Annotated in this window: 17 protein-coding genes; 3 read left to right on the forward strand and 14 right to left on the reverse strand. The window is 65.8% G+C overall.

Going from position 1 to position 17,171, the window contains the following annotated elements:
- Nucleotides 1-12: 12 nt before the first annotated feature.
- From QYS36_RS22095 to QYS36_RS22120, 6 genes are all read right to left on the reverse strand, one after another.
- Nucleotides 13-2,406, reverse strand: a complete 2,394-nt coding sequence (locus tag QYS36_RS22095; protein WP_308841518.1) for a TonB-dependent receptor — start codon at nt 2,404-2,406, stop codon at nt 13-15.
- 123 nt (nt 2,407-2,529) lie between these two features.
- Nucleotides 2,530-3,477, reverse strand: a complete 948-nt coding sequence (locus tag QYS36_RS22100) for a FecR domain-containing protein (RefSeq protein WP_308841519.1) — start codon at nt 3,475-3,477, stop codon at nt 2,530-2,532.
- Nucleotides 3,474-3,977 (reverse strand): sigma-70 family RNA polymerase sigma factor, encoded by a 504-nt coding sequence (locus tag QYS36_RS22105; RefSeq protein WP_308841520.1) that lies wholly within the window; start codon nt 3,975-3,977, stop codon nt 3,474-3,476. The genes QYS36_RS22100 and QYS36_RS22105 overlap by 4 nt, the downstream gene beginning before the upstream one ends.
- A gap of 137 nt (nt 3,978-4,114) precedes the next feature.
- Entirely contained in the window at nt 4,115-5,413 is a 1,299-nt protein-coding gene (locus tag QYS36_RS22110; RefSeq protein ID WP_308841521.1) for a TRAP transporter large permease, read from the reverse strand.
- Nucleotides 5,403-5,879, reverse strand: a complete 477-nt coding sequence (locus QYS36_RS22115) for a TRAP transporter small permease (RefSeq protein WP_308841522.1) — start codon at nt 5,877-5,879, stop codon at nt 5,403-5,405. The genes QYS36_RS22110 and QYS36_RS22115 overlap by 11 nt, the downstream gene beginning before the upstream one ends.
- Nucleotides 5,880-6,071: 192 nt before the next feature.
- Nucleotides 6,072-7,070 carry a DctP family TRAP transporter solute-binding subunit gene (locus tag QYS36_RS22120; RefSeq protein WP_308841523.1) on the reverse strand — a complete coding sequence of 333 codons (999 nt, stop codon included), beginning with the start codon at nt 7,068-7,070 and terminating at the stop codon, nt 6,072-6,074.
- 284 nt (nt 7,071-7,354) lie between these two features.
- Between QYS36_RS22120 and QYS36_RS22125 the strand changes: the two genes are divergently transcribed.
- Entirely contained in the window at nt 7,355-8,698 is a 1,344-nt protein-coding gene (locus QYS36_RS22125; RefSeq protein ID WP_308841524.1) for an MATE family efflux transporter, read from the forward strand.
- Nucleotides 8,699-8,768: 70 nt separating this feature from the next.
- Here QYS36_RS22125 and nadE read toward each other — a convergent pair whose 3' ends face one another.
- Genes nadE through QYS36_RS22140 form a run of 3 tightly spaced genes read right to left on the reverse strand, consistent with a single transcriptional unit; the run spans nt 8,769 to nt 11,464 of the window.
- Nucleotides 8,769-9,596: an ammonia-dependent NAD(+) synthetase gene (gene nadE / locus QYS36_RS22130; protein WP_308841525.1), complete on the reverse strand. Its 828-nt coding sequence runs from the start codon at nt 9,594-9,596 to the stop codon at nt 8,769-8,771.
- A gap of 16 nt (nt 9,597-9,612) precedes the next feature.
- Nucleotides 9,613-10,818, reverse strand: a complete 1,206-nt coding sequence (gene pncB, locus QYS36_RS22135) for a nicotinate phosphoribosyltransferase (RefSeq protein WP_308841526.1) — start codon at nt 10,816-10,818, stop codon at nt 9,613-9,615.
- Entirely contained in the window at nt 10,811-11,464 is a 654-nt protein-coding gene (locus QYS36_RS22140; RefSeq protein WP_308841527.1) for an isochorismatase family protein, read from the reverse strand. The genes pncB and QYS36_RS22140 overlap by 8 nt, the downstream gene beginning before the upstream one ends.
- A gap of 99 nt (nt 11,465-11,563) precedes the next feature.
- Between QYS36_RS22140 and QYS36_RS22145 the strand changes: the two genes are divergently transcribed.
- Nucleotides 11,564-12,145, forward strand: coding sequence for an adenylyltransferase/cytidyltransferase family protein (locus QYS36_RS22145; protein ID WP_308841528.1), 582 nt, complete (start codon nt 11,564-11,566; stop codon nt 12,143-12,145).
- The gene (locus tag QYS36_RS22150) at nt 12,142-12,852 is read left to right on the forward strand and encodes an NUDIX domain-containing protein (RefSeq protein ID WP_308841529.1); all 711 of its coding nucleotides are present in this window, start codon (nt 12,142-12,144) and stop codon (nt 12,850-12,852) included. Before QYS36_RS22145 ends, QYS36_RS22150 begins: the two co-directional genes overlap by 4 nt.
- Nucleotides 12,853-13,182: 330 nt before the next feature.
- Here QYS36_RS22150 and QYS36_RS22155 read toward each other — a convergent pair whose 3' ends face one another.
- From QYS36_RS22155 to speA, 5 genes are all read right to left on the reverse strand, one after another.
- Complete coding sequence (locus QYS36_RS22155; protein WP_111464261.1) at nt 13,183-13,614, reverse strand: carboxymuconolactone decarboxylase family protein; 432 nt, start codon at nt 13,612-13,614, stop codon at nt 13,183-13,185.
- Nucleotides 13,611-14,234, reverse strand: a complete 624-nt coding sequence (locus tag QYS36_RS22160; RefSeq protein WP_308841530.1) for an NAD(P)H-dependent oxidoreductase — start codon at nt 14,232-14,234, stop codon at nt 13,611-13,613. Before QYS36_RS22160 ends, QYS36_RS22155 begins: the two co-directional genes overlap by 4 nt.
- Complete coding sequence (locus QYS36_RS22165) at nt 14,231-14,680, reverse strand: GNAT family N-acetyltransferase (protein ID WP_308841531.1); 450 nt, start codon at nt 14,678-14,680, stop codon at nt 14,231-14,233. The genes QYS36_RS22160 and QYS36_RS22165 overlap by 4 nt, the downstream gene beginning before the upstream one ends.
- 103 nt (nt 14,681-14,783) lie before the next feature.
- Nucleotides 14,784-15,203, reverse strand: a complete 420-nt coding sequence (locus QYS36_RS22170) for a DUF4174 domain-containing protein (protein WP_308841532.1) — start codon at nt 15,201-15,203, stop codon at nt 14,784-14,786.
- Nucleotides 15,204-15,252: 49 nt separating this feature from the next.
- Nucleotides 15,253-17,166, reverse strand: a complete 1,914-nt coding sequence (gene speA / locus QYS36_RS22175) for an arginine decarboxylase (RefSeq protein WP_308841533.1) — start codon at nt 17,164-17,166, stop codon at nt 15,253-15,255.
- Nucleotides 17,167-17,171 lie beyond the last annotated feature (5 nt).

Consider the following 17,171-nt stretch of genomic DNA (forward strand, 5'->3'; position numbering starts at 1 on the left):
GCGTTGGGTTGATCAGAAATCCAGGGTGGCCGATACCTTCAACGTACGCGGCTCGCCCTGAGTCAGATAACCGCCATTGGTGGACGCCCAGTAGGCCTTGTCGGCAACGTTTTCGAGGCCGGCGCGCAAGGTCAGCTGGCGCTCTTCATCCAGTTTCAGGGCGTAGCGAGCACCCAGGTCGACGCGGGTCCAGGCGGGGATGCTCAGGGTGTTGGCGGTGTCGTAGTATTGCCCGCCGGTACGCAGCAGCAGACCGTTGAAGCTTAGCCCTGCGACGCCAGGCACATCCCAGTCGGCGCCGATGTTGTATTGGAACTCGGGCACGCCAACGGCGCGATTACCATCATTGGCACCATTGGCCGTACCGCTGAGTTCGGTATCCATCAGCGTGGCGCCCGCCAGCACGCGTAGCCCGGAAAGTGGCTCGCCGAACAGGTTGAGTTCCACACCGCGATTGCGCTGTTGGGCGTCCACGCTGAAGGTGCCGTTCTGGGTCACGCCCTGCGGCTGTTCGATCCGGTACACGCCAAGGCTGCCGCCAAAGGTGCCCCAGTCCAGTTTGACGCCGGCCTCGATCTGCTTGGTGCGATAGGGCGCGAACATCGTTCCGCGGTTGCTGGCGGCAGCCGGCGCAGTCGGCCCCTGCTGCAGGGACTCGATGCGGTTGGCATACAGCGACACGACCTCGGTCGCCTTGAACACCAGGCCGTAAGCAGGCGTGGTGATGCTGTCCTGGTAGTTGGCGGTGCGAGCGCCGGTGCCCGCGCTCCAGGCATCCGCGCCGATGGATTGGCGGCGCAGCCCCAGCGTCAGCAGCAGCCGGTCATCGAAGAAACCCAGGGTGTCGGAAACGGCCACGCTGCGAGTGATCACCTTGGCGGTCTTGCGCGGGTCGTGCAGATCGCCACTGACGCTGGCGACCGGTTCGCGCACTGGTTGCGGATCATAGAGGCTGCCCGGCACCCGATTGGCTGCACTGGTCGACTCGAAGGCGTTGCGCCGCTCCTGCCAAAGGCCATTGGTGGAAACATTCAGCTGGTGGCTGACCGGGCCGGTCAGCAGGTTGCCACGTAGCCCCGCCACGCTGCTGAAGGTCTCCTGATCAAGGGGCGAATACAGCCGGCCCACCTGCCCGCGGCCATCCGGTGATGCCACGTACACCGAGGAATACACGCCGTTCTCCCGGGTGTATTTGCCGCCACCGGCCAGGTAGGCCGTCCAGTTGTCGCTCAGGTCGTACTCGGCGTTGAACATGCCGTAGGTGTCTTCCAGCTGCGACCAACTCCAGGGCTGCGAGTAGTTGGCGTCGGAATCCGGCACCTTGGGCACCTTGCCGCTCAACCCGGCGGGGGTCAGGTAGACCACCGAGCGACCTTCGTTGATGCGCTGTTTCTGGTAGCCGAAATCGGTCGACAGGCGCAGGCGCTCGCCGCGGTAATCCAGGCCGACGGTGGCCAGGCTGAAATGCGAATGCTCGCCGTCGACTGCCGATTCACCGTCACGCTTGGCCACGTTGACGCGGGCGCCGAAACGGTTGTCTTCGCCGAAACGACGGCCGAGGTCGACATGCCCGCCCGTGCGCGAGTCACTGGCGTAATCGAGGGTGATGCTGCGGTTGGGCGTGTCCTCGGCGCGCTTGGATACCACGTTGATGGCCCCTCCCACCCCGCTACCACCTGGCGCGACGCCATTGAGAAAGGCGTTGGCGCCCTTGAACACCTCGACCCGTTCGACCGCTTCGGTGGAGATGATCTGCCGCGGCAAAATGCCGTACAGGCCGTTGAAGGCAATGTCGTCGGTGTACAGCTGAAAGCCGCGCACCACGAACACCTGGGAGAAATTGCCGAAACCATTGGACTGGCGGATCGCCGGGTCGCTGGCCAGCACCTCGCCAAGGCTGCGCGCCTGGCGGTTGTCGATCAGTTCGTTGGTATAGCTGGCGGCGCTGAACGGCACGTCCTGCATATCCTGATTGCCCAGCATGCCGATCCGCGCGCCGCGGGCGACCTGGCCACCAGCGTATTCCACCGGCAGATCGAGGCGCCCGTCGGCCTGGCCGCTGACGGTGGTGGCGTCGAGTTGTAGCGAACTGGCATCGCTGCTCAGGGGCACCAGGCTGACCGTGCCGTCGGCGCCGATCAGATAACTCAGCCCACTGCCCTGTAACAGCCGCTGCAGGCCTTCGTCCACCGAGTAGTCGCCCTTGAGCGCCGGCGCCTGGCGCTCACCGGGAGTCAGGCTGGCATCGTAGAGCAGGCGCACATTGGCCTGCTCGGCGAAGTCGGTCAGCGCGGCGTCGAGCGGCTGGGCCGGGAGGTCGAACTCCAGCGCTGAAACGCGGGTGGCAACGAGCAGTAGGTGGGCGGCGGCCAGTGCCTGGAAAAGCGGAGAACGCGTCATGCGCATGCTGGGTTTCCTGTGTTCTGCCAAGTCTTATGCGAAAAAGTCGCATTTGCAGAAACGGAAGACGAAACACCCGAGCATTTCTGAACCCGCCAGGAAATTATTTTTGCCGGCAGAGGCCAGGCCTCAGCCCCGGCTGAGCAGCAGCAGCCCGGGCAGGCGCACCAGGCGTACCGGCAGGTTGCTTTCGATGGCGCGCAGCACGGCCTCGGGGTCGTCGTGGGCGAACACGCCGGTGACCTTCAACTCGCGCACGCTGTCATCGAGAAAGATCACCCGCTGGCTCTGGCTGCGCTGCAACGCCGCGAATACTTCACTCAGCGCTTGCCCGCGGAATACCAGCTTGCCCCGCTGCCAGGCCAGCTGCTGCCGGGCATCGAGGGGCTGCACCGGCTGCATACGCTCAGCCCGCCAATGCACCTGCTGATTGGCGCCAACGGCAAGCGGCTGGCTCGCGGCGTCGCTGGCTTGTACCTGCCCTTCGGTTACCGCCAGCACCACATCGCGGCCATCGTAGTCGACATCGAAACGCGTGCCGGTCACGCGAATATGCGCCGGCCCGGCGTCGACGAAGAACGGCCGGCTGGCGTCCTTGGCGACCTGCAGGTCCACCTCGCCGCGGTACACGCGCACCTCGCGGCGCCCTTCGCTGAGCGTCCAGTCCAGCGCCGTGGCGCCATTGAGGGTCAGGATGGAGCCGTCATCAAGCGTGATACTGCGCACTTCACCCGGCGCCGTCGCCACGTCGGCATACCAGCCCAGCCAGGCACCCTGGGGCAGCCACAGCGCCAGCAGCAACAGCGCGGCAGTGGCCAGCGGTACGGCCCAGCGCACGCAATGGCGTCGGCGTGGCGGCGCCAAGTTTTCCAGGTTGGCGGGCGGCATGGCCGCTGGCTGCTCCACCTGGCCAAGCAACGCCCACAGCCGATCCACTTCACCGGCGGCCTGCTCGTGGGCCGGGGAACGGTTGCGCCAGGCCTTGGCGGCCAGGTGGTCGGCGGCGGTGGCGCGGCCGGAGTGCAACAGCACCTGCCATTCCCGGGCCTGGGCGCGAAGCGATAAGTCGGTGGTCACAACATCAAATCCATTTTCTGCTGGCAGTGTTCGAGGGCCTTGAGGATATAGCGCCCAGCCATGCTTTCGGAGACGCCGAGGCGCTGGCCGATTTGCTTCTGGGTCAGGCCCTCGAGCCGGTTCCATAACAGGGCCTGACGCAGATGAGGAGGCAGATCCTGCAGAATATCTTCCAGACGGGCAAGCTGCTGCCCGCCTTCGACGATCTGCTCGGGCCCGGGCTGGCCCGACTCCAGATCCACCGACACGCTTTCCTGCACGGGTCGCGCCTGCTGCTGGCGCCGGTGGTCGATGACCAGGTTGCGGGCGATGCGGTAGAGAAACGCGCGCAGGTTCTCCACCTCGCCGCTGCCACGACGCTGAAAGCGCAGCCAGGTTTCCTGACGCAGATCAGCGGCCAGCTCGTCGCACTTCACCTGGCGGGTGAAGAAGCGCAGCAGCTCACCGGCATGCCGCTGAAACTGGCCGTCCTGGGCATCGGAGTCGTGGGGCGGACGCACTCGAGACATCTCGTGCAGGGGAACGGGTTGCGAACATATCGCCGCTGATAATTATTTTCAACAAAAGGCGAGCGCCAACCGTCTGCTTGACCCACTGGGCACCTGGCGCGGCGATAGGGCGCCAGCTGCCCAGCGCATCAATCCACCGCGTAACCGAGCACCCGCGGCAGCCACAGGGCGATTTCCGGAAACACCGCGACCAGCACCAGCGCGCAGCCCATCACCGCAACGAACAGCAGGGCCCAGCCGATGGTCTGCTCCAGGCGGATCTTCGCCACTTCGGTGGTGACCATCAGGTTGATCGCCACCGGCGGGGTGAACTGACCGATGGCGATGTTCATGGCCAGCAGGATGCCGAACCATACCGGGTTCCAGCCGAAGTGCTGCATCACCGGAATCAGGATCGGCATCAGGATCAGGTAGATGGAGATGGCGTCGAGCAGCATGCCGGCCAGCAGCACGGCAATCATCACCAGCACCAGCAGCACCGTGCCGTTATCGGACAGCGAGATCAGCCACTCGGCCAGGTGGCGGAAGGTGCCGAGCATGGTGCCGGCCCAGGCGAAGATGCCGGCCAGGGCGATGATCAGCATCACCACCCCGGAAATCACCGCCGCCTCGCCACACAGGCGCCACAGGCTGCGCCAGTCCAGCTCGCGGGTGACGAACAGGCCGACCAGCACGCCGTAGGCGACGCCGACCACGGCGGCTTCGGTAGGCGTGAACAGGCCGCTGCGCAGGCCGCCGAGAATCAGGACCGGCGCGAACAGGGCTGGCAACGCCTGCTTGAAGCTCGGCCACAGCGCTGGACGCTCGACGCCATCGGGCGACTCCCAGCCGTAGTGGCGCGACAACAGCCAGGCCGGCAGCAGCAACACGATACCCGCCAGGATGCCCGGGAACAGGCCGGCGGCAAACAGCGCCCGCAGGTCGACGCCCGGCACCACGATCGAATAGAGGATCAGCGCGATCGACGGCGGGATCAGAATGGCGGTCGAGGCCGAAGCGGCGATCAGCGTCGCGGAAAACGGCTTGGGGTAACCGGCCTTGGTCATGCTCGGCAGCATCACCATGGCCACCGCCGCGGCGTCCGCCGGGCCGGAACCGCTCATGCCGCCCATGATCAGGCAGACCAGCACCGCGACCATCGCCAGCCCGCCGTGGCGCGGGCCGATCAATGCCTGGGCGAAGCGCACCAGGCGCAGCGCCACGCCGGCCTTCTCGAACACCAGGCCAGTGAGGATGAACAGCGGAATGGCGATCAGCGGGTACTTGGCCACCCCGTTGTAGGTGTTGGTGCCGAGGGTGGCGAGCATGTCCGGTGACAGCCCGGCGATGATGCCGATGGCGCCGGACAGGCCGAGGGCGAACGCTACCGGCACGCCGAGCAGCAGCAGGACCAGGAAACTGGCGATCAACCACAGATCAGGGCTCATCGTGGTCGCTCCCGCGCAGCCGCTCCAGGGTCATCTGGCACAGGCGCACGAACATCAGCACGGCCAGCAGCGGCAGCCACACCACGTACCACCAGTTCGGCAGCCCAAGGCCCGGCGACTCGGATTGCCACTGGAATTCCTCAAGGGCGAACTGCCCGCCAAACCACAGCACCAGCCCCAGCACCAGGGTCGCCGCCAGCCACTGGACGATGATCAATGGCGTGCGCAGCGCCGGGCACAGGCGCTCGAGAAAGCCGATGCGAATGTGCCGGTTGCGGCGCAACGCCACCGAGGCGCCGGCGAAGGTGAGGATGACCAGCAGGAACACCGACAGCTCTTCGGTGAAGGCGAAGGAGGCATCGGTGAAATAGCGCACCACCACGTTGGCCAGGCTGATCAGGCTGATGATCACCAGCGCCATCGTGGCGAGCCAGCGCTCGAGCGGCGCGTCGACTTGTTTGTTCATGGGGGTCCTCGCAGGAAACGGGAGCCGCTACCAGGCTGTTGAAAAACTACCTACGTTGCCATTGCTGCGTTAAAAACAGCCTCAAAATGCTCATTTACAACACGTAAACTGCGCTTTTTCGGCTGTTTTTGCCTTGCACTGACTGCCTCGCCTACGTTTTTCAACGGCCTGCTGCGGGCTCCCTTGACTCGATCAGGGCTTGGCGATGGCGCTGCGGGCCGCGTCGAGCAGCTTGTCGCCGATCTTCGCTGCCCACTTCTCGTGCACGCTGCGGGTAGCGTCGACGAACGCCTGGCGCTCGGCATCGCTCAGCTCGACCACTTCCACGCCACGGCTGCGGATGTCTTCCAGGCGCTTGGCCTGCTGGCTGCGCGACAGTTCGACCTCCCACTTGCCGGCATCCAGGGCGGCCTGGCGCAGCAGTTCGCGGTCTTCCTCGGGCAGGGTTTTCCACACGCGCTGGTTGACCGCGAAGATCAGCGGGTCGGCCATGTAGTGCCACAGCGTCAGGTACTTCTGGCCGACCTGGTCGACGCGCGCCACGTCGAATACCGACAGCGGGTTTTCCTGGCCGTCGACGGCGCCGGTGGTCAGCGCCGGCTTGGCGTCGGCCCAGCTCATCTGCGTGGGGTTGGCGCCCAGTGCGCTGAAGGTGTCCTGGAACAGCGGCGAGCCGACCACGCGGATCTTCAGGCCGGCCAGGTCAGCCGGCGCACGCACCGGCTTGCGGGAGTTGGAGACTTCACGGAAACCGTTCTCACCCCAGGCCAGCGGCACGATGCCGCGCTGCTCGATGGCGGCGAACGCCAACTTGCCGGCCTCGCCCTGGGTGATGGCGTCGAGATCCGCGTTGTCACGCATCAGAAACGGCAGGGAGAACAGGTTCAGCTCCGGCACCTGGGGCGACCAGTTGATGGTCGAGCCCACGGCCATGTCGATCAGCCCAGAGCGCATGGCCGAGAATTCCTTGGTCTGGTCGCCGGCGACCAGTTGCGCATTGGGGTAGACGCGCAGGGTGATGCGCCCTTCGGAGCGCTGGTTGACCAGCTCCGCCCATTTCTGCGCGGCCTGGCCCCAGGGGAAGGCGTCCGACAGCACGGTGGAAACGGAATATTCGCGCGCCTGGGCGGCGAAGCCGGCAGACAGTGCAGCGGTTGCGGCCACGGCCGCAAAGAAGCGAGTGAATTTCATGGGGCATCCTTGGATGGATCGTGGTTCTAGTTGTTTTAAGTGCGTGCGCCTCGACAAAGATCAACAGCGCAGCGGATCCAGCGGCGAGCGGATGGTTCGCCAGGGGTGCCGGGTCGGCACGGGGACGGCGCCCGCGGGCGCCAGCGCAGCCCGGGCATCTTGTGAACGCACGGGCCGCCTTGCGGTGAAGCCAAGTGTCGCAACTATCCCAGAACGATGGCGCGCATGCCATACGCAGCCATCGGCCAGCGGCTCTATAATGCGCAGCCCAAAGGAAGCCCTGCATGTTTCGTGATGCCTGGCGCCATGCGCCGACCCACCGCAAGGTCTGGGCGCTCGCCGCGCCGATGATCCTCTCCAACCTGTCCGTGCCGCTGGTGGCGCTGGTCGACACCGCCGTGGTCGGCCACCTGCCCCACGCCCACCAACTGGGCGCCGTGGCGGTGGGCAGCAGCCTGTACATCCTGATCGTCGGCGTGCTCGGTTTTCTGCGCATGGGCACCACCGGATTCGCCGCCCAGGCCTGTGGCCGTGGTGACGGCGGCGCACTGCGCCAGGTGCTGGTGCAGGGCCTGCTGCTCGCCGCCTTGCTGGCGCTGGTGCTTGGCGCCCTGGCAATACCCTTCAGCGGGCTGGCGCTGGGGTTGATGAACCCCTCGGCCGAGCTCGACGGCCTGACCCGGGATTTTCTGCACACGCGCCTGCTCGGCTTGCCGGCGGCGCTGGCCAACTACGCGCTGATCGGCTGGCTGCTCGGCGCCCAGAACGCCCGGGCGCCGCTGGTGATACTGCTGGTCACCAACCTGCTGAATATCGTGCTGTCGCTGTGGTTCGTGCTCGGCCTGCACTGGGAAGTGGTCGGCGCCGCCCGCGCTGCGGTGCTGGCCGAATGGGGCGGCCTGCTGGTCGGCCTGGCGCTGGCGCGCCGCGCCCTGCGTCGCCACCCCGGCAGCACGCGCTGGGCGGCGATGGCCCAGTGGCAAAGCTGGCGCGCGCTGCTGGCGGTGAACCGCGACATTTTCCTGCGCTCCCTGGCGTTGCAGGCGGTGTTCCTGCTGATCACCATCCAGGGCGCGCGGCTCGGCGATGCCACGGTGGCCGCCAACGCCCTGCTGCTCAATGGCCTGCTGATCACCGCCTATGCCCTGGACGGCCTGGCCCATGCGGTGGAGGCGCTGTGCGGCCACGCCATCGGCGCGCGGGATCGTCTGGCGCTCAAGCGCAGCCTGATCGTCGCCGGCATCTGGTCGCTGCTGGCCAGCCTGGTGTTTGCCGCCGCTTTTGCGTTCGGCGGCCACCTGTTCATCAACCTGCAGACCAATATCGCCGCAGTGCGCGAAACCGCTGACCACTACCTGCCCTACCTCGCCCTGTTGCCGCTGTTCGCGGTGTGGAGCTACCTGCTCGACGGCCTGTTTATCGGCGCCACCCGTGCCCGTGAAATGCGCAACGCCATGTTCGTCGCCCTGGCCATCGGCCTGCCGGTCGCCCTGGCGCTGCAGGGCTTCGGCAACCACGGCTTGTGGATCGCCTTCCTGGCCTTCATGGCCCTGCGCGGCCTGGCGCTCGGCGTACTGGCTTGGCAGCTGGCACGGCGTGATCAGTGGCTGGCGGTGCCCGGCGGATAGACGCCCCAATAGCGCCCGCCCGTAAAAAAGCCCGCCTTAAGCGGCGGGCTCGCGGGCGATGCTGCAGCGCTCAAGGCACCAGCGGCAACTCGCGCTTGTGCTGGGTCTTGTCGTAGGTCTGCACGATGGTCTGGTAGACGCTGTCGCTGACCGGCTTGCCCTGCAGGAAGGCATCGATGTCGTCGTAGCTGACGCCGTGCACCTGCTCATCCGGGATGCCCGGGCGTTCGTCTTCCAGGTCGGCGGTCGGCACTTTCGAGAATACGCTTGCCGGGGCGCCGAGGCGTTCGGCGATGCGGCGTACCTGGCCTTTGACCAGGCCACTCAATGGCGCCAGGTCACAGGCGCCGTCGCCAAACTTGGTGAAGAAGCCCATTACCGCTTCGGCGGCGTGGTCGGTGCCGATCACCAGGCCATTACGGGCATTGGCCACGGTGTACTGAGCCAGCATGCGCATGCGTGCCTTGGTGTTGCCGAGTACGAAATCGCGGCGCGCCGAGGTCAGTTCGCCCAGCTCGCCGACCTGCTTGGCCAGGCCGGAAACGGCTGGGGCGATGTCGATGGTCTGCACTTCGTCAGCGGCGATAAAGGCCAGCGCGGCCTGGGCGTCGGACTCGTCGTGCTGCACGTTGTGCGGCAGACGAATGGCGATAAAGCGGTAGGCCTGATCCTGCGTCTCGTCGCGCAGTTGCTCCACCGCCAGCTGGGCCAGGCGCCCGGCTGCCGAGGAGTCCACGCCGCCGCTGATGCCGAGCACCAGCACCTTGGTACGCGAGGCGGTCAGGGTGTTTTTGATAAAGGCGATGCGCTTGGCGATCTCGGCGTCCACGTCGGCGTCCGAGGTGAACGGGGCGATGACGCCCAGGGCAGTGGCGATTTCAGCTTGTCGATTGCTCATGGTGTCTCTCCCTTGATTAGCTCGCCTCGAGGCGAAAAACATGTTTCAGGTAGGTCACGAAGTTCGGGTCCCGGCACTGGGTCTTGCCCGGCGTATCGGAAATCTTCGCCACCGGCTGGCCGTTGCAGTCGATCATCTTGATGACGATGTTCATCGGCTCGACACCGGGGATGTCGCAAGTCAGGTTGGTGCCGATGCCGAAGCTGACATGAATGCGATCATGCAGCGCGCGGTACAGTTCAAGCGCCTTGGGCAAGGTCAGACCGTCGGAGAACACCAGAGTCTTGCCCATCGGGTCGATGCCCAGCTTCTCGTAGTGGGCGATGGCCTTCTCGGCCCAGGCCAGGGGGTCGCCGGAATCGTGGCGCAGGCCGTCGAACAGCTTGGCGAAGTACAGATCGAAGTCGCCGAGGAAGCTGTCCATGCCGACGGTGTCGGTCAGGGCGATGCCCAGCAGGCCGCGGTATTCCTTGACCCAGCACTCCAGTGCCGCCTTCTGGCTGTCGATCAGCCGCGGGCCGAGCTGCTGGTGGGCCATGAACCATTCGTGGGCCATGGTGCCCAGGGGCCGCAGCTCCAGCTCACGGGCCAGGTGCACGTTGCTGGTGCCGACGAAGCGCCCCGGGAAATCGTGCTTGAGGATGTTCACCACCTCTTCCTGCACGCGGTAGGAGAAGCGCCGGCGGGTGCCGAAATCGGCCACCTGGAAGCCTGCCAGTTCGTCGGCGCTGGCTTCGCCCTTGAGCCAGTCGAGCTTGCGGTACAGCTGCTCGCGCACCTGTTCGATGACCACCTCGCGGTAGCGATAGCGGTTGCGCACCTCGGAGATGATCGCCAGCAGCGGGATCTCGTAGAGGATCACGTGCAGCCAGGGCCCGCGTACGCGAATCGCCAGCTGGCCGGCATCGTCGGTGCCGACGTGCACGTAGCGCATGTTGAAGCGGAACAGGCTGAGGAAGCGGATGAAGTCCGGCTTGATGAACGGGATCTTCTCCAGGTAGGCCAGCTGGTCCGGGGTGATCGAGGTGTTGACCAGTTGTTCGATCTGGTAGCGGATCTCGGCCAGGTAGGGCGTCAGGTCCTCGTTGCTGCGGCAGCGAAACTCCCACTCCACTTCGGCGTTGGGGTAGTTGTGCAGCACCGCCTGCATCATGGTCAGCTTGTAGAAATCGGTGTCCAGCAGGTTCTGGATGATGCTGGGGGCGAATACGCTCTCACTCATGGTCACTCTCCTCGAGGCGGGCCAGCTCGCTGTCGAGCGCTCCGCTATCGGCGCAGATGATGATGCCCTGCGCGCGCATCTGTTCGATGGCTTGCGTCGCGCCGGCTTCGGAAATGGCCCGGCACGCCGGAAGATACAGCAACACCTCAAGGCCGGCGCTACGCAGTTGCAGCGCGGTGTTCTTCACGCAGAAGTCCAGAGCCAGGCCGCCGACCACCACGGCATCAACGCCTGCCACCTGCAGGTATTCGATGACGCCCGTGCTGCGCTTGCGGGCCAGGTCGTGGTAGCAGGCGCCGTAAGGGTGCAGATCGGGTTCGACACCTTTCCAGACGAAGAAGTCATAGTCGATTGGCGCGGGCAGCTGATCGAGCAGCTCGAAGCCCGGGGTGCCCGGCACGCAGTGGCTGACCCAGGTCAGGTCGGCGTTGGCGTGGCTCAGGGGCCGGAGCATCTCGTCGTGACGCTCGACCACCCACAGGGCATTGGCGGCGTGGGCGTCCTTGCTGCCCAGGCGCAGGGTGCCGCGACGCGCCATGTCGTTGAGCGGCGCGGCGATTTCATGGCCGCCAGCCACCGGCAATTCAGCGGGGCACAGGCTGGTGAAGCCTTTTTGCGCATCGACATCGAACGTGGCGATCTTCATCTGACACCTCCTGCTCATGGAGCCGCATCGCTGCGGGGTGGAAACATATTCCACCAGGTGTATTATGTGTGTCAACTCCCATCTGCAAGGAGATTCACCATGCTGCCTTCACCGCTGCAGTGCTTCGCGGCAGGCCAGGCTCAGCCAACGCCGCAGCATTTCGCGCTGGCCATCTATGGCGGCGCCTTCGACCCACTGCATGCTGGCCACGCCAGCGTGATTCGCCGCGTGCTCGACAGCTGCGATCAGGTGCTGGTGGTGCCGAGCTACCGACACGCCGATGGCAAGCGCATGGCCGACTTCGACCTGCGCTGCGCCTGGGTCGAGCGCCTGGCCGCGCGCTTCGCTGATCGGGTACGCTGCTGCCGCCTGGAGCGTGAGCTCGGCGCCGACGGCCGGGTGATCTACAGCTACGACCTGCTCAGCCGGCTGGCCGAACAACACGCGCTGGCGACCGAGCGCCTGGCGCTGGCGATCGGAGAAGACAACCTCACCCGCCTGCAGACATTCCACCGCGCCGCCGAGCTGCGCCAGCAGTTCGGGTTGGTGGTCGCCGACGAGGAGATGACCGTGCACAGCAGCGCGATTCGGGCGATGATCGCCGCCGGGCAGGCGATCCCCGAGGCCTGGCAATTGCCGGAAATTCAGGCGGATTTGACGATTTACAGGAGGGCCGTGTGAGTTCTGTTGAAGTGCTAGCTAGCGTGGACCTGATCGCCTTGCGTATGGATGCCGAGAGCCGCCAGTTGCACGTGCTGCTGCACCGTCGCGAGCGCGAGCCGTTCACGGGCCAGTGGGCGCTGCCCGGGGTGATCGTCAATGGCAGCACCCGCGACGCCAACCTGGAAGCGGCCGCCCATCGCGTGCTGCGCGACAAGGCCCAGGTGCTGCCGCGCCACCTCGAACAGGTCGGCACCGAAGGCAGTGCCGAGCGCGACCCACGGGGCTGGTCGATGAGCACTTACTACCTGGCCCTGCTGGCGCCGGACACCGAAACCGCCGATGACGGCCTGCGCTTCGTGCCACTCGACGAGGTGCTCGATGGCCGCCTCGCCCTGCCCTTCGACCACGGGCAACTGGTGCGCCTGAGCGTCGAGCGCCTGGCCGGCAAATCCGTCTACACCAGCCTGCCGCTGTACCTGGCACCGCCGCGCTTCAGCGTGCTCGATGCCCTGAATGCAGCCCAGGCCTGCCTAGGCACGACGATCAACAACACCTCGCTGCGCAAACGCCTGGAGAAGATGAAGGACGCTGGCTGGATTCGCGACACCGGCGAGAAGAACTTCCCGAAGATGGGCCGCCCCCAACAACTGTGGGAGCTGACCGAACAGGCCGAGGGGGTGTTCGTGTTCGATCGGAGTTTGTTGGCGGATCGGGCGAGCAGCTAATCTGCTTTTGTGGGAGCGGGCGGGAGCGCCTAGTTCATGCCGGCGAGATCGCGAACATCGCCCATAGTCTAAAGGATCCAACCAGCACCTGAATTGATCTTTGGCCAGGCAGGAGCTCCTCGCTCATGCCCGAGATTTTCGCGGGCATGGCCCGCTCCCACATTCGTCAGCCACCGGCTGTCCCGTAGCCTGGGTTGAGCGCAGGACGTAGGGTGGATGACGCTCTTTTCATCCACCATCGCGATCGCAGAGCGGTGGCCGGATCGGGCCGCGCAGGCAAGCGTCGTCCACCCTACACCGGCAGCTCTCGCTTTTTAGCATCTCTGCGGGCTACTGGCGCATGCCGATGGCCAAGCGATTGAAGGCATTCATCAGCGAGATGGCGAAGGTCAGGTCGCTGATCTGCGCGTCATCGAAATGCGCCTTGAGCGGCTCGAACACGTCATCCGGCGCATGGGTGCGGGCGATATCGGTCAGCGATTCGGCCCAGGCCAGGGCTGCGCGCTCGGCTTCGCTGAAGTGCGCGCTGATGCGCCAGCCCGCCAGGCTGTCGAGTTTCGCCGCGGGCGTGCCGCCGTCGCGCAGCGCCTTGGCGTGCATCTCCAGGCAAAACGCGCAGCCATTGATCTGCGAGATGCGCAGGTTGACCAGTTCGATCAGCGGCAGCCCGAGGCGGCCGGCGGCCAGGGCTTGCTTGGTGGCCAGCAGGCCCTTGTAGGCCTCGGGCGAGAGTTGGCTGTAAGGCAGGCGCAAGGTACTCATGGGGCAATCTCCGTAGCACAGTCGAAATAAAAACTGGTGGTGCGTTGCAGTTGGGGCAACGCGTCATCGAGGGCAGCCTGAACCGACGCCTCGCCATGGGCCAGGCCCTGCAGGTGGACGAACGCCACCTCGGTAATGCCCAGGGTGCTCAGCACGTGGCGCAGGTAGGCGGTAAGGAAGTCCGCCTGCCGCGCTCGCGGCCCCTGGTAGAAGCCGCCGGCACTGACCAGCACCAGGGTCGGCCGGTCCTGCAGCAGGCCGACCTTGCCCGCGGGCGTGGCGGCGAAGCTGCGGTGAAGCCTCAGCACGTAGTCGATCCACAGCTTGAGCGCGGCGGGCACCGCGAAGTTGTGCATCGGCGTAACGATGATCAGGCAGTCGCTGGCCTCCAGCTCGGCGATCAGCGCCTCCGAGCAGGCGAAGGCGCTGTCGTCGAGCGCTGTACTGCTGGTCAGCGCAGCGGCGTAGTCGGCCCCGAGGGGCGGCAGCGGCTCGCCGACCAGATCGCGCTCGAGCAACTCGGCCCGCGGCCAGCGCGCGGCGATCAGGCGCCGTGCCAGCTGGCTACCGCTGGCTCGTTGCTGGTGGGGGCTGCATTCGAGCAGCAGGATGCGCTTCATGCCGCCACCTGCGGCAGCGTTTCGACGAAGTGCAGCCCCCGCGCCAGCAAGCCCTGGCGGTAATAGAAGCGCTGGCCCAGGGCGTTACCCAGGGCGGTGTCGAGCACCAGATGGGCATGGCCGCCGTCGATGGCTTCGCGGCGCACCGCGTCGACCAGCAGGCGACCGACACCGCCGCGCTGCTCGGTGGGCAGCACGATCAGGTCATCGATATAGACGAAGCGCCCGTACAAGGTGTTTTCCTGCAACCGGTAGCCGGCCAGGCCGACCACCCGTTCGCCTCGCCAGGCGGCGAGCAGGCGGTAACCCTGGCTGGCCTGGCGCTGCACCTGGGCAACGAATGCCTGGGCGTCATGCAGATGGGGGCGCAGCTCGTGCATCACCGCAAAGCAGGCCAGACAGTGGGCGTGATCCTGCACGGCGCGCAGGGTAAAGGGATGAGACATGGTGGCGTCCTCTGCATCAGATGGACGCCAGATTACTCAGCACCTGGCCTGCTCCATAGAACCAAGACGCAGCAAAGTCATTGGTCCATGTCGAGAGCTTGGGCTATTCGCTTTGCCGCATGGGCATGCGGTCGATGGTCTGGAAAATCGCCTGCAGATCGGCATCGGCGCCCTGCTGGATCTTCTTGCCGCCATCCTTGCCGACCAGAATCACCTGGGGCCGTGCGCTGCCGGCGTCCAGCGCCAGCAACAGGCGCTTGGTGGCGATGACATCCAGGGGCTGTTGGTTGCGCTGGCCCTGCTGGCCGATCACGGTGTAGAGCACCATGTCACGTTCGACGAAGGCTTCGCGGTTGGCTGGCTCACGCAGCGCGGCCTGTACCCGCGCCAGCAAGGGGTCATCGGCGCTGGCCGCCAGCACGATCAGCGGGCGGGTGTTCCAGCGTTCCGCCTGCAGCGGGTCGTCACTGGCTTGGGCCAGCAGCGGCAGGGCCGAAAGCAGTAAGGTCGCGAAACGCTTCATGGCTTTCTCCCCGGCGGGATCACGCCCGCCGTCAGCGATGCGGGCCCGGTCAGTACGACAGGTACGAAGAGCGGGTCAGGCCCAGACGCAGGGCGTCGAGGAACTGGGTACGCTCGCGAGCGGTGATGCGCGCACTGGCCACCTTGTCGCGGTAGTGAGTCATCAGCTCCTCGGGCGACAGGTGCACATAGCGCAGCATGTCCTCGATGGTGTCGTGGGTCTCGATACCGGCGTGGTAGATGCTGCCGTCGGCGTTCTGGTAGATGTTCACCGAGTCGGTGTCACCGAACAGGTTGTGCATGTCGCCGAGAATCTCCTGGTAGGCACCGACCAGGAAGATGCCCAGCACGTAGTCTTCACCGTCGCGCAGTTCGTGCACCGGCAGGCTGGTCTCGATGGACTGCTCGTCGACGTACTGGTTGATCTTGCCGTCCGAGTCGCAGGTCAGGTCCTGCAGCACGGCGCGGCGCAGCGGCTCTTCATCCAGGCGATTGAGCGGCAGGATCGGCAGGATCTGGCCGATCGCCCAGGTGTCCGGCAGGCTCTGGAACACCGAGAAGTTGCAGATGTACTTGTCGGCCAGCTTGTCGTTGAGCTCGTCGAGCACCTGGCGATGGGAACGCTGGCGCGCCTTGAGCTGGTTGTACAGGCGGCGGCAGATCGAGAAGTAGCACTGCTCGGCCAAGGCCTTCTGCGGCAGGTCGAGCTTGCCGGCCGAGTACTGCCCGGCCGCCTCGCTGACGTAGTGGGTGGCACGCCAGTAGGTTTCGGCGACCATTTCCGGGTCGCTGTCGTCGAGCAGGTCGATCAGCACCTGCAGCACTTCGGGCTGCTCGACGCTGCGGTCGATTTCCGGCACGTCGTCGTTGTGGCGCTCCACGTCGGTCACCTGCACCAGCAATACGGCGTGGTGCGCGGTCATCGCCCGGCCGCTTTCCGAGAAGATGTGCGGGTGGGGAATCTCCTGGCGGTCGCAGAATTCCTTGAGCATGTCGACCACCGCGTCGGCGTAGTCTTCCATGTCGTAGTTGATCGAGCTGGCATTGCGCGAATGGGTGCCGTCGTAGTCCACGCCCAGGCCGCCGCCGACATCGATATGGTCGACCGGCAGGCCCAGCGCGCGCAGCTCGCCGTAATAACGAATGGCTTCGCGGAAGCCCTTGCGGTAGTCGGCGATGTTGGCGATCTGCGAGCCCATATGGAAGTGCAGCAGGCGGATGCCCTGATCAAGCCCGGCCTTGCGGAAGCGCTCGACCACCGACAGCAGCTGCGCCGCGGACAGGCCGAACTTGGACTTCTCGCCGCCGGTATCGGCCCACTTGCTCGACGCCAGGGACGACAGGCGCACGCGCAGGCCGATCTGCGGGGCCACCTTGAGTTCGGCGGCCTCCTCGATCACCAGGGCGACTTCCGATTCCTTCTCGATGACGATGAACACGTTATGGCCGAGCTTCTGGCCCATCAGCGCCAGGCGGATGAACTCGCGATCCTTGTAGCCGTTGCAGACGATGGTGCCGCCCTTCGGCGCCAGCGCCAGCACGGCCAGCAGCTCGGGCTTGGAGCCGGCTTCCAGGCCGATGGAGACGTTCTCGGTGGCGATGATGTTCTCCACCACCGCTTCCTGCTGGTTGACCTTGATCGGGTACAACGCGGTGTAGCGGTTGTTGTACTCCAGGCGCGCGATGCTGGCGTCGAAGGCGCCGGTCAGCTTGCGCACGCGGTCCTGCAGGATGTCCGGGAAGCGCACCAGCAGCGGCAGCGACAGGCCGCTCTGGCGCAACTCTTCGACCTGCTCATGGAGGTCGATGGGCGTGCTGTCCGGCCCGTTGGGGCGCACTTCGACACGGCCTGCGTCGTTGATCGAGAAGTAACCGGCGCCCCAATGGCGGATGCCATAGACACTGCGGCTGTCGCCCACCGTCCATTGGCTTCCATCGTCCTTGCGTGTGCGTCGTGCGGCCATCGAGG

Origin of the sequence: Pseudomonas sp. G34 (assembly GCF_031119625.1) — a bacterium.
GTDB lineage: Bacteria > Pseudomonadota > Gammaproteobacteria > Pseudomonadales > Pseudomonadaceae > Aquipseudomonas.